The organism is Nonomuraea fuscirosea (assembly GCF_035917475.1).
Lineage (GTDB): Bacteria > Actinomycetota > Actinomycetes > Streptosporangiales > Streptosporangiaceae > Nonomuraea > Nonomuraea fuscirosea.
Window position 1 is genome coordinate 4,245,343 of sequence record NZ_CP109074.1, and the last position, 19,732, is coordinate 4,265,074.

Consider the following 19,732-nt stretch of genomic DNA (forward strand, 5'->3'; position numbering starts at 1 on the left):
TGATCGGCGATTCGGGGACGGGTAAGTCCACCTGCTCATCGCGCTGGGCACCGAGTCCTACCGGCTCGCCCAGAGCCGCGCTCAGACGATGCCGTCGCCGGCGGCTGACGCCCGCCGGCGTGGCCTTGCTCACGGCATGCCGGCGTTAGCGGCCAGGAACGGCAGCACCGTTGGCAGAACGTCGGTCGATCTGTCCCAGCAGCCCTTGTGGTCTGCGTCGGAGATGGACAAGAAGTGGACGCCTGAGCGCTCGGCGAAGGCGTGCATCGGCTCGTGCCAAGGGTCGGCCGTGCCCGCGTACAGCAGCATCGGCACGCCGGAGTCGGCGAGTTCCCGATGGAGTCCAGGCTCGCGAGAGAACGCCTCATAATTGGCGCGGAAACCAGCAGGATCACCTGCCTCGATCAGGGCGGCCTGATAGGGATCGGCAGCGGCGCCTTGCTTCATCAGCTGGTACGCGTCGGTGTCGGCGGGCAGGCCGAGCAGGCGCAGCGTAGGGCCGACCGCAGAGCGGAAACCATCGAGGGGATCGAACCCGCCGACCACCAGGCAGGTCAGCCGGTCGGGCGCATGCGCGGCGACCGCGTAACCGGTCATGGCGCCGAGCGAGTATCCCCAGAACGCGGCCCTTTCGACGCCTACCTCGTCCAGCACCGCCGTGACGGAGTCCACCCGCCGTTCCAGCGAATAGTCCTCGGCTTGGTGCGGGGCGTCGCTGCCACCCAGGCCGAACGGGTCGATGGCGATCACGGTGTAGGTGGACGCGAGGGCGGAGGTGTAGCCGCTGTGCGCCCAATGTGCTCCGTCCTGGAACATGCCTGGATGAAGCACCACCGCAGGGCCATCGCCGGAGAGCTCGTAGGAAATCCTGAAGCCATTGCTGCGTACGATGGGCACGTGTTGTTCCTCATCTGTTCACGATGATCCTGCCTGCATGCAGGACCGTTACCATTGATAACGGGATCAATCGTGACGCATGCTTAGAGAGCTTCGGAAGAAGGCACTTTCTTGTCGCAACGGAACACCGCAGTAACAAACCAGCTCACGCCCGCGACGACGGCACCCGCCCCTGACGATTGCCCTCTGCCCGAGGTCCTGAACTTGATCGGCGGCAAGTGGAGCGCTCAGATACTGGTCGAACTGGGCAACGGTCCACGTCGCTTCACCCAGCTGGAGCGCGCGATCACGGGCATCAGCCGTCGCATGCTGACCGTCAGCTTGCGCGATCTCGAACGCAACGGGCTCATCACCCGGACCGTGTACCCGGATTCCCCGCCGCGAGTCGAGTACGCCACCACTCCATTGATCGAGGACATACGCGAGCCCCTCGAAGCGCTCACGGGCTGGGCTCGTCTCGTGGCCCCTGCCATCACCGCAGCCCGCCGAGCCTACGACGGTTCAGCCGATTCACAGCTCTGATGCGCTGTCACTCCTCACCGACATCACTGGCGGGTAGCGGAATCCAGAGCAGTCGGAACTGGCCGACAAACGCCGCTACCCGTCACCGACGAAACCACCCGGCGGCGGCCACCACGTACGCGATCCTGAGAAGCTGTCGCGGATGGAACGCGAGACCGCCGTGACCCGCCGAACACGGCGAGACCGCCGTCGGGCGCGCGGTGGCGGGCGGCTTGCGCGATCAGTCGTGGCTGACCCCCGGGAACGCACTAATCTTGTCGCTCATGAGTCAGGTGGGACAGCCGGCGGCGCGCGCGCTCATGCGCAGGCTCGCCGTCGAACAGGCCGAGTGCAGGGTGCCGTCGCTGACGGCGGCGATCGTCCGCGACGGGCGGACCGCGTGGTTCGGCGGGCGCGGACGCGTCGGTGACGCGGCCCCGACCGCGGCCACCCAGTACCGCATCGGATCGATCACCAAGAGCATGGTCGCCGTCGTCGTCATGCGGCTGCGCGACGAGGGCGCCCTGCGGCTGAACGACCCGCTGGAAGAGCACCTGCCCGGCACCAGGCTCGGCCACCTGACCATCGCCCAGCTGCTCTCGCACACCGCCGGGCTGACCGCCGAGCCGCCCACCGCCTGGTGGGAGCGCACCCCCGGCATCCCCGCCGCCGACCTGCTCGACCGGGTCGGGCCCGAGGAGCTCAAGCACCGGCCCGGCCGCCGCTTCCACTACTCCAACGTCGGCTTCGCCGTGCTCGGCGAGCTCGTCGGCCGGCTGCGCGGCACCAGCTGGCTCAAGGCGCTGCGCGCCGAGGTGCTCGACCCGCTCGGCATGCACGACACCACCACCCGCCCCCGCCTTCCGCACGCCACCGGCTACGCCGTCCACCCCTGGGCCGACGTCGTACTCGAAGAGCCCGAGCACGACGCCGACGCGATGGCGCCGGCCGGCCAGCTGTGGTCCACCCCGCACGACCTGGCCCGCTGGGCGGCGTTCCTGTGCGGCGACAGCGAGGGCGTGCTGTGCCCCGACACCCTCGCCGAGATGCGCGAACCGGCCGGGGTCGTCGACGGCGACGCCTGGACCGGCGGGTTCGGGCTGGGCCTGCAACTGGCCAGGACGGGCGGGAGACGCCTGTCCGGCCACTCCGGATCCATGCCCGGCTTCCTGGCCACCGTGTGGGCCCAGCCGTCGGAAGGCGTCGGCGTGCTGTTCATGGCCAACACCACCTCCGGCATGGGCGGGACGCTGCTCACCGACCTGCTCGACATCCTGGACGAGTACGAGCCGCGCCTGCCCGACGAGTGGCGGCCGGTGCCCGCCGACCCCGACCTGCTGGCACTGACGGGGCTGTGGCACTGGGGACCCAAGCCGTACGCGCTGCGGCTGCTGCCCGACCGGGGGCTGTCGCTGGAGCCGATCGACGGCGGCGGGCGGGCCTCGCGGTTCGTGCCGCAGGACGACGGCACCTGGCTGGGACTCGACGGCTATTACGCCGGCGAGACCCTGCGGCCGGCCGCCGACCACCTCGACCTCAACACCTTCATCTTCACCCGCGAGCCCTACGACCCGGCCGCGCCGGTGCCGGGCGGCGCGGGCGACTGGCACGCCTGACGGTCGGCCGCCGGGCACGTTCTTTCCGAGCGGAGGTTGTGCCGCGGCTTCGCCACCCCTATCTTGGAATAGTCGTTCCAAGATAGGGGGTCGGCGGAATGCCCGACGTCAAGCACTTCGATCCCGAGGTGGCGCTGGACCAGGTGATGACCCTGTTCTGGCGGCGCGGGGCCGAGGTCACCGGCATCGCCGAGGTCGTCCAGGCGACCGGGCTCAGCCGGTCCAGCCTGTACGCGACCTTCGGCGGTAAGGAGCGACTGCAGGCCGCCGCGCTGGGCCGTTACCTGGAACGCCAGTCACGGCCGGTCTTCGACGCCCTGGCCGCCGACACCCGCGGCGTACCGGCCATCACCGCGTTCTTCGAACGGCTGGTCGCGGCCCGGTGCACCGGCGAGCACGCCCGCTGGGGCTGCCTCGTCACCAACACCCACGCCACGGCCGGCGGCGGCCCGCCCGAGATCCGGGAGATCCTGGACCGCCACCACGCCGCGCTGCGCACGGCGATGCGCGCCGCGCTGGAGACCGCGCGCGCCAAGGGCCGGCTCCGGCCCGGCCTCGATCCGGAGGCGGCCGCCGAGGCGCTGACCCTGCAGGCGTACGCGGTCAACCTGCGCTCACGAGCCGGCGCCGAGGCGGACGTCCTGCTGGCGGGCGTGCGTGCCGTGGTCGGCGCCTTCACCCTTGCCGAGGAGAGATGATGCACGGTTTCCGTACCTATGACGAGAGTGACGCGCCCGAGGCGGCCCGCCCGATGCTGGCGGCGGCCAAGGAGCGGATGGGGTTCGTGACCACCCTGAACGGGGTGATGGCCGAATCACCCGAACTGCTGGCCGGCTACAACGCGCTGGCCGAGCAGTTCGGCCGGTCGTCGCTGCGGGCGGCGGCCAAGCAGGTGGTGCTGATCACGGCCAGCGTGGCCAACGGCTGCGAGTACTGCGTGGCCGCCCACTCCACCCTGGCCCTGCGCGCCCGGGTGCCGGCCGAGGTGGTCGAGGACCTGCGTGCCGGCCGGCCCCTCGCCGACCAGGCGCTGGAGGCGGTCCGCCGGTTCACCCACGCGGTCGTGACCCAGCGCGGCTGGGTGGACGAGGCCGACGTCGAAGCGTTCCTGGCCGCCGGGCACATCCGCCGCCACGTGCTGGACATCGTGCTCGGCGTCGGCATGAAGACGCTGTCGAACTACACCAACCACCTCGCGCACACCCCGCTGGACCCGGCCTGGCAGGAGCAGGAATGGACCCGCGCGGACGCGACGGCCTGACCTACCGTCCGGCGTCCCTCCCGATCCTGGTCAGACGTGCACGGGAAGCAGCGAGGACAGCGTGCGCAGCGAGTGGCGCGCCAGCGCGACCGCGAACGGGCGCACCAGCGGCCACGCCGCCCACCCCAGCACCCCGAGCGGCAGCTCCAGCTCCTCGGCCCACACCACGCGGCTGCCGTCACGGCACGGGCTGACGCGGATCGCGCCGCGGCCGCGCACGATCCGACCGGTGTGGGTGACCCGCATCAGCGTCGGCGGCTGCCAGTGGGTGATCGTCATCGTGTCCAGGAACCCGATCGGCCACACCCCCGTGTACGCCTCCAGCTCCCGCTCGCCCACCTGGCGGGCCGTCGTCATGAACATCCACTCCTGGTGCCTGGGCCAGTCGGTGATCAGCTCGAACACCTGCTCCGGCGGCGCGGGCACATGCGCGGCGGCGGCCGCGTACACGGGTTTCACCGGGTTCCCCCATCTGGTGGCCGATCGGTGGGTCAGGCCCATCCTCGCCTCCGGACGGGGGCCGCGCCCGCAGGCGCGCGGACCGGAAGATCATCGGGGTTGGGACTTTCGTCCCTACCCCGGCGCTCGCGCTCGCGGCAGGGTGGGAGCGTGCCACACCGAACCACGCCGCCCCCACCGGTGACCAGGCGGTTGTCCCGTGCCGAGTCCCTGCTCCTGCTGCGGAACGTGACCTACGGCCGGATCGTGTTCATCAGCCGCGCGTTGCCGGCCATCCAGCTCATCCCGCACGCCATGGACGACGGGGCCCTGCTCACCGGCCTGCCCACCGGCATCGGCCTCACCGCGCTGCTCACCCGGCCCGCGCCCGTGGTCTACGAGGCCGACCTGCTGGACCCGGCCACCCGGCTGGGCTGGAGCGTCACCCTCACCGGCCGCGCCGGGCCGGTGGCCGACCCGGACGAGCTCGGCCGGGCACTCACCCGCCTGCGGCCCTGGCCCGGCCGCCCGATCGAGCTCGTGGCCCGCATCCAGCCCGAACTGGTCACCGGCTTCCGTACCTTCAGCCCGTGACGTATCAGCGACGCCGGAGGAAAGCCGCATGCGTGCGCAGTCGCCGGCGCGGCCGTCACCGCGACAGCAGGTGGAGGATCTCGTCGGCCACGGTGTCGCCGGTGATCGGGTCCGCGGTGAGCAGGCGATACCAGACGGTGCCGAGGATGACGTCGGCCATGACCCTCGGATCGCGCCCGGCCGGGACGACGCCGTGCTCGCGGGCGCGGGACAGCAGGGCCAGACAGGTGTCGCGCCGGTGGTCGGTGAAGGCGCGCAACGCCGCGGCGGCGGCGGGGCTGGTCTGCGCGTCGGCCATGAGCAGCCGCAGCGCGGCGGCCGCCTGGGGGGCGTGCGCCTGGCGGTAGACGGATCGGATGTACGCCCTGAGATCGGCGGCGGCATCGTCGCTCGCCGGGGTGTCCACGACGGTGAGGGCCCGTTCGACCAGGGCCTCCGCCAGGACCTCCGACCGGCAGGACCACCACCGGTAGAGGGTGCGTTTGCTCACCGCCGCGCGGGCGGCCAGCTCCTCCATCGTGAACCCGCGCGAGGCCGTCTCCGCGGCCAGGTCGAGCGCGCCGCCGAGCACGTCCTGGCGCGCGTGTTCGTTACGGGAACGGCCCGCGTGCGGGCGTGCCTTCCTGCCCGGCTCGTCCGTGTCCGTCATCGTCCGCCCACTCCTGGCCGCTGGTTGCCCACGATTTGTCGACACGGTAAGTTTACACAAACGGAGGCAGTGGAGGAGAGGCACATGGCGACGTTCGTCCTCGTACCCGGCGGCTGGAAGGGCTCCTGGGCGTACGAGGCGGTGACCCCGCTGCTGGAGCGGGCCGGCCATACCGTTCACGCCCTGACCCTGACCGGCCTGCGGCCGGACGACGACGACGCGACGGTGGCGACCGCCAACCTCGACACCCACGCCGGCGACGTCCTGCGGCTGCTCGATCGTGCCCACGTCACCGGCGCGACGCTGGTCGGCCACAGCTACGCCGGGATGGTGATCACCGCCGCCGCCGACCGCGCCGGCGGGCGGATCACACGGCTGGTGCACCTGGACGCCTTCGTCCCGCGCGACGGCGAGTCGTGGTGGTCGTCGGCCAACCCCTACTTCCGGGACCTGATCGCGGCCGGCGCCGCGAGCACCGGCTACGCCGTCTCCCCGCCGGGCGGCGGCGACCCCCGCCGCCGTCCCCATCCCCTCGCCTCGTTCCTGCAGGCGGTCAGGCTCACCGGCGCGCACGCCCGGATCCCCCGCCGGGAGTTCGTGTACTGCACGGGATGGGCGGAGCGGACCCCGTTCACCGAACTCCGCACCCGGCTGCGGGCTGATCCGGGATGGCGCGTCCACGACCTGCCGACCGGCCACGACGCGATGCGTGAAGCCCCGGAGGCGGTGGCGGAGCTCCTGCTCGACCGATGACCTTCCCTCGCCTCGAGGCCAGGCCGACGACATGTCGCCGCCAAGCCGGTGCGCGCAGCCTGGTCACATGGACAAACCCGATCTCACCCCGGATCATCCACCCACACGACGGCGGGCTCGGCGAGATGCGCGCGCTGCTCGCCGAGCAGGCGGCGGACGGCCGCGGCGTCGGCGGCGAAGAACACCGCGACCCCCGCCTCCTTCAGCTCCGCAGTATGCCGGGCACCCTCGGGCAGCGGCTCCACCAGCGGGCGGTGCGCCGGGTCGGAGATCCACAGCGCGCGTCTCCGGCTTGATGAGCAGCTTGGCGGCGACGGTCTTGGCGGCCGTGGTCAGGCCCTCTCGTAGGTCAGGTTCAGCACGCCGGTGCTGAAGGTGGCGGAACGGGTGAGAGCGAGCGGGATGTTACCGATCCCCTCCTCGAACAGGCGCTTGCCGGCGCCGAGCACGATGGGGTGCACCAGCAGGGTGAGCTCGTCCAGCAGGCCCTCGCGCAGCATCCAGGCCACCAGGGCCACGCTGCCGGTGACGCCGATGTGCTTGCCGGGCACGTCCTTGAGCCGGGTCAGCTCCTTGTGCGGGTCGCCGGCCAGGACCGTGGTGTTCTCCCAGGTCGGGCTGGTCAGGGTGGTGGAGACGACGTACTTCGGCACGGCGTTGAGCGTCGCCGCCATGGGGTCCTTGGCGGCGTCCTGCCGGGGCCAGTGCGCGGCGAAGATGTCGTACGTGCGCCGCCCGAGCAGCAGCGCGTCCGCGGCCTCCATCTGGGCGGCCACCGTCTGCTGCATCTCGTCGTTCAGATAGGGGAAATGCCAGGTCTCCGGCGCCTCGGTCACACCGTCCAGGGAGATGAACAGGCTCGCGATGATCTTTCTCATGGAATTCCGTTCCTTGACAAACAGATTTGTCGGTGAGCTAGGCTCAGCGTCGCACCGACAAATATGTTTGTCAAGGCGATCGGCGGCGCGCGACCGTCCGGGAAAAGGGTTTGCCGTGCGAAGACCCGGGCTTGTAGCGTGCCGTTGACCGTGACACCGCCCGAGGAGGTGAGTCCCATGAACGCTGTAGCGATGTGGGTGCTCCCCCTCTCCGTCACGGCCGGCGATTGACGTAGGTGTCGCCGGGAGCGCCTCGCCACCAAGGCACTCCCGAAAGGCACCACCATGGACTCTCCGCAGTTCCCCGCCGCTTCCCCGTCGCCGGAGGCCGGCGCCGTGCCCGCGTACGACGTGATCATCGCCGGCTGCGGGCCCACCGGCGCGATGCTGGCCGCCGAGCTACGACTGCACGACGTACGGGTCCTCGTCCTGGAGCAGGAGACCGAGCCGAAGTCGTTCGTCCGCATCGTCGGCCTGCACATGCGCAGCCTTGAGCTGATGGCGATGCGCGGCCTGCTGGACCGCCTGCTCGAACACGGACGCAAGCGGCCGGCCGCCGGTTTCTTCGCCGCGATCAGCAAACCCGTGCCCGAGAACCTCGACTCCGCGCACGCCTACCTGCTGGGCATCCCGCAGCCGGTCATCGAGCGCCTGCTCGAAGGGCACGCCGCCGGACTGGGCGCGCGGATCCGGCGCGGTCACGCGGTGACCGGGTTCGAGCAGGACGGCGAAGGCGTGACCGTCCACCTGGCCGGCGGCGAACGGCTGCGTGCGCGTTATCTCGTCGGCTGTGACGGCGGGCGCAGCACGGTGCGCAAACTGCTCGGCGTCGGCTTCCCCGGCGAGCCCTCACGGAACGAGACGCTGATGGGCGAGATGGAAGCGGGCGTGCCCTACGAGGAGATCACCGCCAGACTCGCCACACTGCGCGAGCTGCCGCACCCCTTCTGGCTCCGCCCATTCGGCCAGGGCGTCTACAGCGTCGTCGTCCCCGCTGGAGACGTCGGCGACCGCGCGGAACCGCCCGTCCTGGAGGATTTCCGGCGGCAGTTGCGCGCCGTCGCCGGAACCGACTTCGGCGTGCACTCCCCGCGCTGGCTGTCCCGTTTCGGCGACGCCACCAGGCTGGCCGAACGTTACCGGGACGGGCGGGTGCTGCTGGCCGGCGACGCGGCGCACATCCATCCGCCCATCGGCGGGCAGGGGCTCAACCTCGGCGTGCAGGACGCGGTCAACCTCGGCTGGAAACTGGCCGCGCGGATCCGGGGCTGGGCGCCGGAGCCACTGCTGGACACCTACCAGGCCGAACGCCGCCCGGTCGCCGAGGGCGTGCTGGACAACACCCGCGCCCAGGCGGAACTGCTGGCCCCCGGTCCCGGCCCGCGAGCCGTGCGCAGGCTGCTCACCGAGCTGATGGACTTCGACGAGGTGAACCGCCACCTGATCGAGAAGATCGCCGCGATCGGCATCCGCTACGACTTCGGCCCGGGCCCCGACCTGCTCGGCCGCCGGCTGCCCGACCTCGACGTGAAACAGGGCAGGCTCTACGATCTGCTGCGCGACGGCCGCGGCCTGCTGCTGGACCGCACCGAACGCCTGACCGCCGGCGGCTGGTCCGACCGGGTCGACCACGTCGCGGATCCCACCGCGCGGCTGGATCATCCGTGCGTCCTGCTCCGCCCCGACGGCCACGTGGCCTGGATCGGCGACGACCAGCGGGACCTGGACGAGCACCTCTCCCGCTGGTTCGGCAGGCCCCTCGGCTGATCGGGCGCGAGGTCGTCAGGCGATCTTCACCGCGCCGGCACGCCCTCCGGCTCCGGCGCGGTCACGACGGTGGCACTCCCGGCGGCACTCCCCATGCCACTCGCGGTGGCATTCACCGTGGCACTCGCGGCGCCACTCGCGGTGGCGCCGAGGATGGCCAGGCAGTTCGTCCACAGCGCGTCGAGGCGCCCGGTGTCGTTGTACAGCTTGGCGAAGAGCACCTGGCCCTCAAGCTGGGCGACCACCGATCGTGCGGCCTCGCGGGTGTCGGCGACGGTGACCTCGCCGCGCTCCCTGGCCTCGGTGACGACCTCCTCGACCAGATCGGCCTGCGCGTCGAAGATCTGTTGCAGGCGTACGCGCAGGGCTTCGGTCTGGTTGCTCATCTCCAGGGTCAGGTTGCCGAACAGGCAGCCGGAGACGGTGCCGCAGCTCTGCTGCCCGGCGTGCTGGACGGCCTGGGTCGCCTCGAACAGCCGCCGCAGGCGCTGGAGCGGCGGGTCGCCGGCACCCAGGATGCGGACCCAGTCGTCGCGCTGGACGGCCCAGTGCGCGTCGATGACGGCCAGGGCGAGATCCTCCTTGGAGGCGAAGAAGTAGTAGAAACTCCCCTTCGGCACACCCGCCGCCTTGCAGATCTCGGCCACACCCAGCGCGGAGTAGCCACGCAGCTCGATGAGTGTCTGCGCGGCGCTGAGGATCCTCTCCTTGGCGTCACTCGTTCGTCCCATATTGCTAGTGTACGACCGGTCGTCTACTTTTACTCGACCGGTCGACTATCGGTCCAGGCGGAGACGACCTCCACGTGCCGCAATCCGCCCGACTCCGCGATGTGCCGGAACCAGGCCGCGACCTCCGGCACCGAGTTGACCTCGCGTGCGGACTCCTCGGCCTCGGCCCGGCTGCGCCACAGGATCACATCCAGCCACTCGCCGTCGTCGCCCCTGGTCAGATACGCGGCCAGGCATCCGGGGAAGCGCCGCCGCAACGCCGCCACCATCTCCGGGCGTTCGGCCACCAGCCTGTCCTCGGACCCCTCGCGCACCTTGAACCGGGCCAGCTCGATCGTCATCGCCGGCGAGGACTCTGGCTCATCCGCTGTCATCGGCTCCCTGCTTCCTTCCGTGTCCCGATCTTCTCCGATCATGCTAGTTGGGGTGCCGGTAAGAAACGTGTCATGAGCCCCAAACGGCGTTGATCTTGCTGTGACTTGCCTGGTCAATGCTGGGCGGACATGACGCACCCCCCGATGCACATCGACGAGCGCGACCTCGTCGCCGGCAAGCGCGGCGCTACCCGCCTCGCTTTCGCGATCTTGCTGAAGTTCTACACGCAGTACGGACGCGTCCCGCGCGGCCGCTCAGAGCTGCCCGACCAGGTCGTCGAGCACGTCGCCAAGCAGGTCCAGGTGCCCGCCTCCGAGCTCGGCTTCTACGAGTGGTCCGGCTCCACGATCGAGTACCACCGCAATCAGATTCGCACGCACCTCGGCTTCCGCACCTGTACGACCGCCGACGCGACGAAGGTGACGGGGTGGCTGGCCGAGAACGTCGCGCAGGCCGAGCGGCGTCCCGAGCGGGTGCGGGAAGAGCTCCTGAAGCATCTGCGGGAGGAGAGGATCGAGCCGCCCACGCCCGGGCGAATCTCTCGGATCGTCGCCTCGGCGCTGCACAACGCGGAGGTCACCTGGTCTCTACGGATCTCCTCCCGGTTGAGCAGCGTGACCACGCAGCGCATCTGCGGGCTGGTCAACTTCGACAAGGAGCGCGAGACCGTGAACGAGGAGTCGGGCGACGGCGACCAGTCGGCGGCCGACGTGCCCGAGCACCGCGGTACGTCCGGCGCGTGGGAGGACCTGGTGTTCAAGAACGACAAGCGTGGGCGTCGGCGGGTGGTGCGGATGGTGTACGAGATCGTCACCTTCCAGGCACTGCGCGACGCCCTGCGGTGCAAGGAGATCTGGGTGGTCGGCGCCCATTCCTTTCGCGACCCGGAGGAGGACCTGCCCGCCGATTTTGCCGCGCGCCGCGTGGAGAACTACGCCGAGCTGCGCAAACCCCTGGACCCCAAGGACTTCATCGCCGAATTGAAGGCCGAAATGCGGGCCGAGCTGGAGGCCTTGGACACCGCTTTGCCCAAGCTGGACTGGGTGGAGATCAAGGATCGCAAGTCCGGCGCGATCAAGCTGACGAAGATCGAGGCTGCAGACGAGCCGCGAAACCCTCCGCAAGATCAAGAACGAGGTGGGTCGCCGCTGGGGTTCGGTCCCGCTGATCGACATGCTGAAGGAGGCGGTGCTGCGCACCGGCTGCCTGAATGCCGTCACCTCCGTGGTGGGCGGATCCACCCTCAAGCCCGAGGTCCTGGCCGAGCGACTCATGCAGACCATCTACGGGTACGGCACCAACACCGGGATCCGGGCCGTGGCCTCCGGTGGCCACGACCACCGCGAGGACGACATCCGGTACGTGCGGCGCCGCTACCTGACCCCGCAGATCGCCACCGACATCGCGATCGCCATCGCGAACGCGACGTTCACCGCTCGGGATGTGGAGTTGTGGGGCGAGGGCACGACCACCGTCGCCTCCGACTCCACGCATGTGCGCGCCTACGACCAGAACATTTTCACCGAGTGGCACTCGCGGTACGGGGGTCGCGGCATCCTCATCTACTGGCACATCGAGCGCGGGTCCATGGTCGTGCACTCCCAGACGCTACGCGCCTCGGCCTCGGAAGTGCACGCGATGATCGAGGGCGCGGTACGGCACGGCACCACCATGAAGGTCGAGGGCAACTATGTGGATTCCCACGGCCAGACCGAAATCGGGTTCGGCGTGTCCAGGCTGTTGGGCTTCGACCTGCTTCCCCGCATCAAGCAGATCAACAAGGTCAAGCTGTACCGGGTGGAGAGCGGCGAGGGCGACCTGCATTCGCGGTTGGCGCCGGCGATGACCCGGCCGATCCGGTGGGAGCTGATCGAGCAGAACTACGACCAGATGAGTAAATACGCCACCGCGATCAAACAGGGCACCGCCTCCACCGAGGCCATCTTGCGCCGCTTTACCGAGTCCGCCTCCCACCCGACCTACCAGGCCATGCTGGAGGTCGGCCGCGCGCAGAAGACCATCTTCGTCGCCCGCTACCTCCGTCTCCGCGAACTGCAGCGGGAGATCCAGGAAGGGCTCAACGTGGTGGAGTCCTCCAACGGCGCCAATTCGGTGATCTTCTATGGGAAGGGCGGCGACATCGCCACCAACCGGCGCGAGGAGCTGGAGATGAGCGTGTTGTGCCTGCGCATCCTGCAGGCCGCGCTCGTGTACATCAACACCCTGATGCTGCAGGACGTCCTAACCGAGCCGGAATGGGTCAAGCTGCTCAAACCCGCCGACCGGCGCGGACTGACCCCGCTGTTCTGGCAGCACGTCCAGCCCTACGGCGAGGTAGGGCTGGACGTCGCCAAGCGGCTGACGCTGAGCGGGGATGTTGCCCAGCCGGGCAGTCCGACATAGGTCACGATCGCGTCGTCGTCCGATGCGCGCGAACCTGGCAGAGGCCGTTGAGCAGTAGCGGCGGCGACGTCCCGTGGCAGGTTGGCGGACGGTCAGGCCGCACTCGGGAGCCTCACACGGCGTTTCGTTACATGGTGGGCGGTGGTGTGGGCACTCGGCGCGCGAGTTTCGTTACGTGGGTCGAACAGGGCCTCGTGGGCGTTGAGGGGGCCATCGAGTGCCGGAGAAGGCCCATGCCCCGATTCCACCTCTCTGCCGAGAACGACGACTGAAGGAATTGCTCAACTCGTGATCGGACCCGAACGCAGCCTCGACACCGTGGTGGCAGATCCCCCGCAGCTCGGCTTGGGCGTCTGGTAGGCCCCCGACGACCAGGCCGAGCGGGCTGTGGCCACCGTGTTGCGCGCCGGACCCGGCACATCGACACGGTGGCGCTACGCGAACGAGGCCGCCGTGGGTCTCACCGAGCCCGCCCTTGCCGCCGGATCTCGTTCGGAATCACTTCCCGACCACGCTGTACGCCGCCCCGCACGATGGCACCACGCCCGGTGCGGGCTCATTTCTGGCCGGGGCCGTCCACCACCTTGGCCTCCAAGAGGGCCGTCAGGGTAAGCGGCGTGCCGGCCTTGACGACGTAGTTAGGGCCGTCGGTGTAGTCGGTCGTCCGGTCCTGCACGGTTACTCCGTATGTGCCGAGAAAGCGGAAATCGACGGGATCCAGGATGAGGTCGTAGCGGCTCCATCCGCCGGTGTAGCTGAACGCGACCCCATGCCTGCCGTCGGCGTCCACGGCGTCCTGGTTGACGGTCACCCCAGGGATGGTGGCGAGACCGCGGAACAGTGCCGCCCGCACCTCCGGCGGTAGCGCCTGGGTGCCCATGATCTGGTAAACGGCCTGAAACAGCCGCTCATCCATCGAGGGCAGCGAATCGGTTCCCCCCGGCGTCATGTGCATGTCCGCCAGTTTCTGGCGGATCTTTGCGAGTAGTCCTTCCGGAGTGACCGGTTGGCGGGCCAGTTCGTCCGCGCTCAGTCCTGGGTGGTTGCCCTGTACCAGCAGCTTGCCGTTGGGGAACAGGGACGCCGTCTGCAGGCCGTCCACGCTGTTCCACTCCTCCCGTACCTCGCGTCTGGACAGGTCGACGCCATAGCCGCCGTCCGCAGACTGCGGGGCCTGGCGCTGCTTGATGTACAGCCACTGGCCGGGGTTCGGCACCTGTCCGCGGTCGTCGTAGGCGGCCTGAGCGGCCCGCTCGCCCAGTTCCCGCACGCTCGCCATCGGAACCACGCGGGGATGGTCGTTCGCCACCACCACACCGGCACTGATCGCCACGGCCAGCGCGCCCGCGAGCACCAGCCGACGGCCGAGCCGTGGCCCGCGCCGAGGTTCACGGTGAGGCTCGTGCTCACGCGCCGCGGCCAGAAGCCGGGCCCGGGCGGTGCTCTCCGCCTGTGCCGTCATTGGCGGGGTGTCCCGCCGGAAGTCCTTGATCGTGCTCATCACAGCTCCTCGTCTCCCGATACGGCCCGTGCCTTCTTCCTGGCTCGGTGCAGCCGCGACCGCACAGTCCCCAGTGGGATGCCAAGCGCCTGGGCCACCTCCTCGTAGCTGAAGCCCTCCCACGCCACCAGCAGCAGCACGTCGCGGTCGCCGCGCGACAGCGACGCCAGCGCCCCCGCCAGCTCGCGTGCCTTGTCCCGCGCGGCGACCCGCCGTACCACGGTGTCGGCGATCGGTTCGGGCAGGGGATCCACGCCGGTACGCGCCAGCGCTCGCAGCATCCGCTCCTCCTGTCGCCTGTGTCTGGCGACGAGCGTCGTGGCGATGCCGTACAGCCAGGGGCGTGCCAGCGGAAACGACGTGTCATACGAGCCGCGCCGCCGGAACGCGGACAGGAATGTCTCGGCCACGATGTCGTCGGCGGCCTGCGTGCCGATGCGCCGCGCGGCGTACAGGTGGATCTGCCGTGCGTACCGGTCGAACAGCGTGGCGAACTGCTCTGGGTCGCCGACGGATCGCCTGATCAGCTCGGCGTCGTCGATCTCGGCCGTCTCTACGGTCAACGGCCCTCCTTAAGGTCAGTAGGTCACCCTGCTGTCTCCCGCACCCCATGGCGAGGTTCTCGATCTCGGCGGAAGAGTGACAGACGTCACAAGAACGACCCAGTCGAGCAACTTCACAGGTCTGGCTACGTCGCGTCGAAGCCGCTCCAGTCGGTGCTCCCAGGTGATCCGCCGTGGGAGCGCTGCCGAGACGAATGTCATCATGGGGAGGCAGACCCACGCCATCGCGGGTGTGCTCGACCAGTTCCCGGACTCCGACAGGAGCGAGGAACTGGTGGACAGCCGTTGGGGAGCTTGGCCTTGCCGCCGTAGTAAGTGATCGGGGGCAGCACCGTGCTCCTCCTACGCCGAGACCGGCTTATCGGGATCGAGGTGGCGGTAGATCGTGGCGCGGCTGACGCCGAGTCGGTCGGCGATCTGCTGGACGGTGTAGCGGCGCTTGCCGTCATCGCCCTTCATCTCGTACAACGCGCGAGCCATCTCCACGCCGTGGGCGTCCAGGGCCGGTGGGCGCCCGCCGACGCGGCCGCGCGCTCGGGCCGAGGCGAGCCCTTCCAGGTGCCCTCGACGATGAGTTCGCGGAGAAACTCGTCGAAGGCGCCGAACATGTGGAACTGCAGGCGCCCGGACGGCGTGGAGGTGTCGATGCCCTGCTTGAGCACCAGGAGGTCGACCTCGCGCCCACGAAGCTGCGCCGCCAAGTCCAGCAGGTGGCGCAGCGAGCGGGCGGCGCGCGACAGGCGGGTGATGACGAAGGTGTCGCCGGGCCTGAGGTAGTCCAGCGCCTTGTCGAGCTCGGGGCGTCGATCGATCTTCCCGGAGGGAATTCGGCCAACAAGGACATCTTCTATGGCAAGGCCGGTGATCTAACGGGCGACGACCGTGAGCATGTTGAGGTCTCCACGCTGGCCCTGCACCTGGTCCAGGCGGCGATCGTCTACCTGAACACCAGGATGGTGCAGATCGTCCTGGCCGAGCCGAAGTGGCGGAAGAAGCTCAGCGACGCCGACCGGCGCGCCCTGTCGGCTCTATTCTGGTCCCATCTGAACCTGTACGGCAGGTTCGAGCTCGACATGAGCAAACAGCTCGACCTCGGGCCGGGACCAGCGGGTCAGCAGTCAGGTGATCCGCTCTGAGCGACGAACGCTTTGCCGCCGATGGGCCGGGCGCGGACTGGGACCTGCACGAGTTCCGCCACTCGGCCCCGACTCACTTTGGCGAGGCCGGAGCGAGCCTGCTGACGCTGATGGCCAAGTCCCGGCACAAGAAAGCCGGAGAACCTGCGCCGCTACTTCAAGCTCTCCCCAGAGGCCATTGCGGAACTCACCAGTCTGCTCGCCCCTGGCGACAGCAGGCGCTGAGGGGTGGGCGCTCAGCTGGTCCGGTCAGAGCGTTCCTCCCAGAATCCCTCACCTGTGCTGGGACGCTCTAGAACTCGGCAGAGGTCAGAAGGCGTAAAGGCCGAAGCGGCCCCAGGCGATCAGGCAACCAGGGCGGTAGAGACGGCTGGGAACTCAGGGGTTATTTCTTATGCTGAGATGGCATGCAACGGCGTCGATCTCGTTGAACTGAGCTGGGTCGGTTGAGGAATGTCGGACGGTGACCGTCCGATCCCGGGATGACCCGGGAACATCGAGAGCCACTTGATGAGCCCACTGCGAACCGCCCTCAGACCTGCTGCAGCCCGATCACCCGCAGCATGTCGAGCGCCGTCGCTTCCGGGGACCCCGGTTCGGCCCAGTACACGAGCACGGTTTGGTGGCCGTCCGGGAGCAGCATGACGTCGGAGTCGAGCGAGATCGTGCCCAGGCTGGGGTGCTTGATGGTCTTGGTCGCGGTACGCCACGGGGAGGACCGTCCCTCCCGCCAGAGCTCGTCGAACCGCGGGCTGCCCCGACGTAGTTCCGCGATCAGCTGGATCAGGTCGGGGTCGCCGGGGTATCGGGCCTGTGCGGCACGCAGCGTACCGACCGAGGCGTGGGCGGCCGCGTCATCCTCCTCCGCCTGCGCGGCGACCTGGCAGCGGCTGCTGCCGAGGAAACGTTGCCAGATGAGGTTGCGCCGCCCCGGCGGCCAGGCGGACATGTCGCCTTGGAGCGCCGCCCCGAGGGGGTTCCAGGCCAGGACGTCTCCCTTGGCCGACAGCACCAGCACGGGCAGGTCCGCCATGCGGTCCAGCAGCCGGAGCACGCTCGGCCGTACGACCATCGCGATCCGCCCCGCCTGGGGCGGCTCGTGGCCTGCGAGCCGGAACAGCAGGTCGCGGTCGTCGTCGTCGAGCCGCAGGGCCTGAGTCAACGCGGCGATGACCTGACGGGAAGGACGAGGTCCGCGCCCTTGCTCCAGCCGGACCACATAGTCGACACTCAGACCCGCGAGCATGGCCAGTTCCTCTCGGCGCAGACCCGGCACCTGGCGGCGCGTTCCAGCCGGCAGTCCGACGTCGTGCGGTCGTACCCGAGCCCGGGACGTGCGGAGGATTTCGGCGAGTTCTGCACGGTTCACCCCCTCAACTATGCCTCACACCCGGCCGCGGCCCGGGTGGTACGGCCGGTCCTAGGCCACACCGGTCCTGGTGGGCCCCGGCGCCCTCGGCGAGGATCTGCTCCATGACAGAACCGAAGACAGTGGCGTTGGTCACCGGAGCAAACAAGGGGCTGGGCCGGGAGACCGTCCGCCAACTGGCCGGCAAGGGGTGGCAGGTCTTCCTGGCGGCGCGGGACCGCGAGCGCGGCAGCCGAGCCGCCGAGGAACTGGCGAAGGAGGGCGCCGAGGTGGAGTTCGTCGAGCTCGACGTCACCTCCGACGAGTCAGTAGCGGCGGCTGTGAAGGCCGTCTCCGAGCGGGTGGATCAACTGGACGTGCTCGTCAACAACGCCGGCGTCGGCGGCCCGATGCTGAGTCCGGCCGACATGGACGCCGACGCCCTCCGCGTGCTGTATGAGGTGAACGTGTTCGGCCAGGTGCGGGTCACCCACGCGTTCCTGCCGTTGCTCCACAGGTCGCAGCAACCCCGTATCGTCATGGTGTCCAGCTCTCTCGCCTCGCTGGCATACGCCGGTGACTCCGCCCGCCCCGAGTACGGCTTTCTGAGCCTGGACTACGCCTCGTCGAAGGCGGCGCTCAACATGATCGTCTCCCAGTACGCCCGGGCGCTGCCTGGATTCCAGGTCAACGCCGCGGACCCGGGCAACCCCGCCACTGATATGAACCATCACACGGGTGTCCACACCGTCGCGGAGGGAGCCGCCGCGATCATCAAGTTGGCCACGTCGGACCCCGGCGGGCCGACGGCAGGCTTCTTCGGCAGTGATGGCCCCGTTCCATGGTAGGAGTGAAAATGACCAAGATCCTGACGATCGGACTGCACCCGAGCGCGATCGACTACACCGGATTTCCCGGCCTTGACGAGGCGACGCTCACCGCACGGATCGAGCAGGGCAACGCGGCTCTGCGCGCGGCGGGCCTCGACGCGGTGCCGTGCATGGTCGGCACCGACCCGGACGAGGCAGAAAAGACCGTCCGTGACCGGTTGCCGGAGGGGCCCTTCGACGTGGTCATGATCGGAGGTGGCGTGCGCATGGTCCCTGAGCACACCCTCCTGTTCGAACGGCTGATCAACGTTCTGGCGGCGACGACTCCCGGAATTCGTTTCTGCTTCAACACCTCACCGGAAACAACGATCGACGCCATTCGACGTTGGGTTTGACCTCGCTGCGCGAGGGAGACCGTTCTCGTTCTCTTACATCGTCATCGCTTCGAGGAACAGCCGGCGGCTGGTCGGCCGTCAACGGCTCGAGCGCCCGGCGCCAGGCCGGGGCGCCAGATCCCGGTCAGCTCGCCGACCATCGGGCTCACCATGGCCGGGGCGAGCTCTTCTCAATCAGATCCATTTCACCGGCAACGCCGGCCGCCTCCTCTCGATGGACATCACTGTTGGAGCACCATGACCCATCACATGATCGGCTGCGTGCCGATCAACGATGAGGCCGAAACGCTGGAAGGCACTCTCCAGGCCCCTCGTGGCCTGCCGGGCTACCGCATTCCTGTCCCCGGCTTGTACCGGCCACCAGGCACGCTCCCCGGGTCCGCACGTGGCTGAGCGACGCACCGGCTCGCCGGTTCCGGCCGGCCGGGAGTCGTCCCCGCGCGTCGGCGACTATCGCATCGACCCCGACAGGTCCACGATCCGGTTCAGGACCCGCGCCCTGTTCGGGGTGCTTCCGGTACGCGGAACGTTCACGATCGGAGAGGGAGTGATCAGCGTCCGGAGCCCGCTGGACGACTCGGTCGTCGTGGTGGAGGTCCCCGCGAGCAGCTTCGCCAGCGGGCTGCGGATGCGCGACCGGCACGTGCGTGCGGCGGACTTCCTCGATGTGGACACTCATCCGACGATGTTCTTCCGAGGCGGGCCGCCCGGTCAGGCGGGAGCGCCAACGGTGCTGCACGGGCACCTGACCGTGCGCGGCGTCAGTCAACCGCTCAGCCTGGTCCTCGGCTCCGCAACGAGCAACGACACCCTCCTGATGGGCCGGCGCCACGGTCACGATCGACCGCTACGCATTCGGCCTGACGAAAGGCCGGGGTATGGCCGCCAGGCATTTGAGGATCGCGATCGAGGTCGTCGCCACCCGCATCACCTGACAGGGCGCTCTCCGGGGAGTGGACCGCGGCCCTTATGTGGGCTGACACCCCCAAACCAACGGCTCATGTGCGTGATAATTGACTATTATCACTTACATGAGCGATCATGACGGCGCGGCGACCAGGACAACCCCTTGCCGGGACGGTGCGCGACTCCGGCA

At 69.4% G+C, this 19,732-nt stretch carries 25 protein-coding genes and 1 pseudogene; 13 read left to right on the top strand and 13 right to left on the bottom strand.

What is annotated here, in order from left to right; all coding sequences use genetic code 11:
• Positions 1–129: 129 nt before the first annotated feature.
• Positions 130–897, bottom strand: a complete 768-nt coding sequence (locus OIE67_RS19275; RefSeq protein WP_326642211.1) for an alpha/beta fold hydrolase — start codon at positions 895–897, stop codon at positions 130–132.
• A gap of 204 nt (positions 898–1,101) precedes the next feature.
• Between OIE67_RS19275 and OIE67_RS19280 the strand changes: the two genes are divergently transcribed.
• The 4 genes from OIE67_RS19280 to OIE67_RS19295 all read left to right on the top strand — a co-directional run bounded on the left by OIE67_RS19280 (position 1,102) and on the right by OIE67_RS19295 (position 4,275).
• The gene (locus OIE67_RS19280; RefSeq protein ID WP_326642213.1) at positions 1,102–1,419 is read left to right on the top strand and encodes a winged helix-turn-helix transcriptional regulator; all 318 of its coding nucleotides are present in this window, start codon (positions 1,102–1,104) and stop codon (positions 1,417–1,419) included.
• A 263-nt stretch (positions 1,420–1,682) separates the two neighbouring features.
• Positions 1,683–3,014 carry a serine hydrolase domain-containing protein gene (locus OIE67_RS19285; RefSeq protein WP_326642215.1) on the top strand — a complete coding sequence of 444 codons (1,332 nt, stop codon included), beginning with the start codon at positions 1,683–1,685 and terminating at the stop codon, positions 3,012–3,014.
• A gap of 98 nt (positions 3,015–3,112) precedes the next feature.
• On the top strand, positions 3,113–3,712 hold the full coding sequence (locus OIE67_RS19290; protein ID WP_326642217.1) for a TetR/AcrR family transcriptional regulator: 600 nt from the start codon (positions 3,113–3,115) through the stop codon (positions 3,710–3,712).
• Complete coding sequence (locus OIE67_RS19295; RefSeq protein ID WP_326642220.1) at positions 3,709–4,275, top strand: carboxymuconolactone decarboxylase family protein; 567 nt, start codon at positions 3,709–3,711, stop codon at positions 4,273–4,275. Before OIE67_RS19290 ends, OIE67_RS19295 begins: the two co-directional genes overlap by 4 nt.
• A gap of 30 nt (positions 4,276–4,305) precedes the next feature.
• Here OIE67_RS19295 and OIE67_RS19300 read toward each other — a convergent pair whose 3' ends face one another.
• A complete protein-coding gene (locus OIE67_RS19300) occupies positions 4,306–4,734 on the bottom strand; it encodes an SRPBCC family protein (protein WP_245955860.1) in 429 nt (142 codons plus the stop codon).
• 150 nt (positions 4,735–4,884) lie between these two features.
• Between OIE67_RS19300 and OIE67_RS19305 the strand changes: the two genes are divergently transcribed.
• Positions 4,885–5,307, top strand: a complete 423-nt coding sequence (locus tag OIE67_RS19305) for a pyridoxamine 5'-phosphate oxidase family protein (protein WP_326642223.1) — start codon at positions 4,885–4,887, stop codon at positions 5,305–5,307.
• Positions 5,308–5,362: 55 nt separating this feature from the next.
• Here the strand turns inward: OIE67_RS19305 and OIE67_RS19310 are convergent, their stop codons facing one another.
• Entirely contained in the window at positions 5,363–5,956 is a 594-nt protein-coding gene (locus OIE67_RS19310; RefSeq protein ID WP_326642225.1) for a TetR/AcrR family transcriptional regulator, read from the bottom strand.
• Positions 5,957–6,040: 84 nt separating this feature from the next.
• On the opposite strand from OIE67_RS19310, the gene OIE67_RS19315 reads away from it, so the two are divergent.
• A complete protein-coding gene (locus OIE67_RS19315; protein WP_326642227.1) occupies positions 6,041–6,709 on the top strand; it encodes an alpha/beta fold hydrolase in 669 nt (222 codons plus the stop codon).
• An 83-nt stretch (positions 6,710–6,792) separates the two neighbouring features.
• Here the strand turns inward: OIE67_RS19315 and OIE67_RS19320 are convergent, their stop codons facing one another.
• Together OIE67_RS19320 and OIE67_RS19325 are read right to left on the bottom strand one after the other, a co-directional pair.
• Entirely contained in the window at positions 6,793–6,954 is a 162-nt protein-coding gene (locus tag OIE67_RS19320; protein WP_326642229.1) for a hypothetical protein, read from the bottom strand.
• An 87-nt stretch (positions 6,955–7,041) separates the two neighbouring features.
• Complete coding sequence (locus OIE67_RS19325; RefSeq protein ID WP_326642231.1) at positions 7,042–7,587, bottom strand: dihydrofolate reductase family protein; 546 nt, start codon at positions 7,585–7,587, stop codon at positions 7,042–7,044.
• A 384-nt stretch (positions 7,588–7,971) separates the two neighbouring features.
• On the opposite strand from OIE67_RS19325, the gene OIE67_RS19330 reads away from it, so the two are divergent.
• The gene (locus OIE67_RS19330; protein WP_456094168.1) at positions 7,972–9,354 is read left to right on the top strand and encodes an FAD-dependent monooxygenase; all 1,383 of its coding nucleotides are present in this window, start codon (positions 7,972–7,974) and stop codon (positions 9,352–9,354) included.
• 26 nt (positions 9,355–9,380) lie between these two features.
• On the opposite strand, the gene OIE67_RS19335 is transcribed toward OIE67_RS19330, so the two are convergent.
• Positions 9,381–10,085 carry a TetR/AcrR family transcriptional regulator gene (locus OIE67_RS19335; RefSeq protein WP_326642235.1) on the bottom strand — a complete coding sequence of 235 codons (705 nt, stop codon included), beginning with the start codon at positions 10,083–10,085 and terminating at the stop codon, positions 9,381–9,383.
• Between the two features lie 29 nt (positions 10,086–10,114).
• Positions 10,115–10,459 (bottom strand): antibiotic biosynthesis monooxygenase, encoded by a 345-nt coding sequence (locus tag OIE67_RS19340; RefSeq protein WP_326642237.1) that lies wholly within the window; start codon positions 10,457–10,459, stop codon positions 10,115–10,117.
• A gap of 144 nt (positions 10,460–10,603) precedes the next feature.
• On the opposite strand from OIE67_RS19340, the pseudogene OIE67_RS19345 reads away from it, so the two are divergent.
• A pseudogene (locus tag OIE67_RS19345) lies at positions 10,604–10,960 on the top strand (DUF4158 domain-containing protein); the annotation flags it as partial.
• Between the two features lie 87 nt (positions 10,961–11,047).
• Here the strand turns inward: OIE67_RS19345 and OIE67_RS19350 are convergent.
• Positions 11,048–11,659, bottom strand: a complete 612-nt coding sequence (locus OIE67_RS19350; protein WP_326642239.1) for a hypothetical protein — start codon at positions 11,657–11,659, stop codon at positions 11,048–11,050.
• Here OIE67_RS19350 and OIE67_RS19355 point away from each other — a divergent pair.
• Positions 11,634–12,863 (top strand): transposase, encoded by a 1,230-nt coding sequence (locus OIE67_RS19355; RefSeq protein ID WP_326642241.1) that lies wholly within the window; start codon positions 11,634–11,636, stop codon positions 12,861–12,863. The two genes, OIE67_RS19350 and OIE67_RS19355, sit on opposite strands and share 26 nt — an antisense overlap.
• A gap of 556 nt (positions 12,864–13,419) precedes the next feature.
• On the opposite strand, the gene OIE67_RS19360 is transcribed toward OIE67_RS19355, so the two are convergent.
• The 4 genes from OIE67_RS19360 to OIE67_RS55480 all read right to left on the bottom strand — a co-directional run bounded on the left by OIE67_RS19360 (position 13,420) and on the right by OIE67_RS55480 (position 15,754).
• Positions 13,420–14,364, bottom strand: coding sequence for a CU044_5270 family protein (locus OIE67_RS19360; protein WP_326642243.1), 945 nt, complete (start codon positions 14,362–14,364; stop codon positions 13,420–13,422).
• The gene (locus tag OIE67_RS19365; protein ID WP_326642245.1) at positions 14,364–14,927 is read right to left on the bottom strand and encodes an RNA polymerase sigma factor; all 564 of its coding nucleotides are present in this window, start codon (positions 14,925–14,927) and stop codon (positions 14,364–14,366) included. The genes OIE67_RS19360 and OIE67_RS19365 overlap by 1 nt, the downstream gene beginning before the upstream one ends.
• Before the next feature lie 342 nt (positions 14,928–15,269).
• A complete protein-coding gene (locus tag OIE67_RS19370) occupies positions 15,270–15,485 on the bottom strand; it encodes a helix-turn-helix domain-containing protein (protein WP_326645404.1) in 216 nt (71 codons plus the stop codon).
• The gene (locus tag OIE67_RS55480) at positions 15,383–15,754 is read right to left on the bottom strand and encodes a recombinase family protein (protein ID WP_407674903.1); all 372 of its coding nucleotides are present in this window, start codon (positions 15,752–15,754) and stop codon (positions 15,383–15,385) included. Before OIE67_RS55480 ends, OIE67_RS19370 begins: the two co-directional genes overlap by 103 nt.
• On the opposite strand from OIE67_RS55480, the gene OIE67_RS19375 reads away from it, so the two are divergent.
• A complete protein-coding gene (locus tag OIE67_RS19375) occupies positions 15,638–16,063 on the top strand; it encodes a Tn3 family transposase (RefSeq protein ID WP_407674904.1) in 426 nt (141 codons plus the stop codon). The genes OIE67_RS55480 and OIE67_RS19375 overlap by 117 nt on opposite strands.
• Before the next feature lie 532 nt (positions 16,064–16,595).
• On the opposite strand, the gene OIE67_RS19380 is transcribed toward OIE67_RS19375, so the two are convergent.
• Positions 16,596–17,432, bottom strand: coding sequence for a helix-turn-helix transcriptional regulator (locus OIE67_RS19380; RefSeq protein ID WP_326642248.1), 837 nt, complete (start codon positions 17,430–17,432; stop codon positions 16,596–16,598).
• A 104-nt stretch (positions 17,433–17,536) separates the two neighbouring features.
• Here OIE67_RS19380 and OIE67_RS19385 point away from each other — a divergent pair, with 104 nt between their 5' ends.
• From OIE67_RS19385 to OIE67_RS55485, 3 genes are all read left to right on the top strand, one after another.
• Positions 17,537–18,259 carry an SDR family oxidoreductase gene (locus OIE67_RS19385; protein WP_326642250.1) on the top strand — a complete coding sequence of 241 codons (723 nt, stop codon included), beginning with the start codon at positions 17,537–17,539 and terminating at the stop codon, positions 18,257–18,259.
• A gap of 8 nt (positions 18,260–18,267) precedes the next feature.
• Positions 18,268–18,636, top strand: coding sequence for a hypothetical protein (locus tag OIE67_RS19390; protein WP_326642252.1), 369 nt, complete (start codon positions 18,268–18,270; stop codon positions 18,634–18,636).
• A 274-nt stretch (positions 18,637–18,910) separates the two neighbouring features.
• Positions 18,911–19,681, top strand: coding sequence for a YceI family protein (locus OIE67_RS55485; RefSeq protein WP_407674868.1), 771 nt, complete (start codon positions 18,911–18,913; stop codon positions 19,679–19,681).
• Positions 19,682–19,732 lie beyond the last annotated feature (51 nt).

Bases quoted from the DNA above. Each gene is read 5' to 3' on its own strand.
- OIE67_RS19285 (WP_326642215.1), top strand. From the start codon at position 1,683: ATGAGTCAGGTGGGACAGCCGGCGGCGCGCGCGCTCATGCGCAGGCTC.
- OIE67_RS19290 (WP_326642217.1), top strand. From the start codon at position 3,113: ATGCCCGACGTCAAGCACTTCGATCCCGAGGTGGCGCTGGACCAGGTG.
- OIE67_RS19295 (WP_326642220.1), top strand. From the start codon at position 3,709: ATGATGCACGGTTTCCGTACCTATGACGAGAGTGACGCGCCCGAGGCG.
- OIE67_RS19310 (WP_326642225.1), bottom strand. From the start codon at position 5,956: ATGACGGACACGGACGAGCCGGGCAGGAAGGCACGCCCGCACGCGGGC.
- OIE67_RS19315 (WP_326642227.1), top strand. From the start codon at position 6,041: ATGGCGACGTTCGTCCTCGTACCCGGCGGCTGGAAGGGCTCCTGGGCG.
- OIE67_RS19325 (WP_326642231.1), bottom strand. From the start codon at position 7,587: ATGAGAAAGATCATCGCGAGCCTGTTCATCTCCCTGGACGGTGTGACC.
- OIE67_RS19330 (WP_456094168.1), top strand. From the start codon at position 7,972: ATGCTGGCCGCCGAGCTACGACTGCACGACGTACGGGTCCTCGTCCTG.
- OIE67_RS19335 (WP_326642235.1), bottom strand. From the start codon at position 10,085: ATGGGACGAACGAGTGACGCCAAGGAGAGGATCCTCAGCGCCGCGCAG.
- OIE67_RS19340 (WP_326642237.1), bottom strand. From the start codon at position 10,459: ATGACAGCGGATGAGCCAGAGTCCTCGCCGGCGATGACGATCGAGCTG.
- OIE67_RS19355 (WP_326642241.1), top strand. From the start codon at position 11,634: ATGCTGAAGGAGGCGGTGCTGCGCACCGGCTGCCTGAATGCCGTCACC.
- OIE67_RS19360 (WP_326642243.1), bottom strand. From the start codon at position 14,364: ATGAGCACGATCAAGGACTTCCGGCGGGACACCCCGCCAATGACGGCA.
- OIE67_RS19385 (WP_326642250.1), top strand. From the start codon at position 17,537: ATGACAGAACCGAAGACAGTGGCGTTGGTCACCGGAGCAAACAAGGGG.
- OIE67_RS19390 (WP_326642252.1), top strand. From the start codon at position 18,268: ATGACCAAGATCCTGACGATCGGACTGCACCCGAGCGCGATCGACTAC.
- OIE67_RS55485 (WP_407674868.1), top strand. From the start codon at position 18,911: ATGAGGCCGAAACGCTGGAAGGCACTCTCCAGGCCCCTCGTGGCCTGC.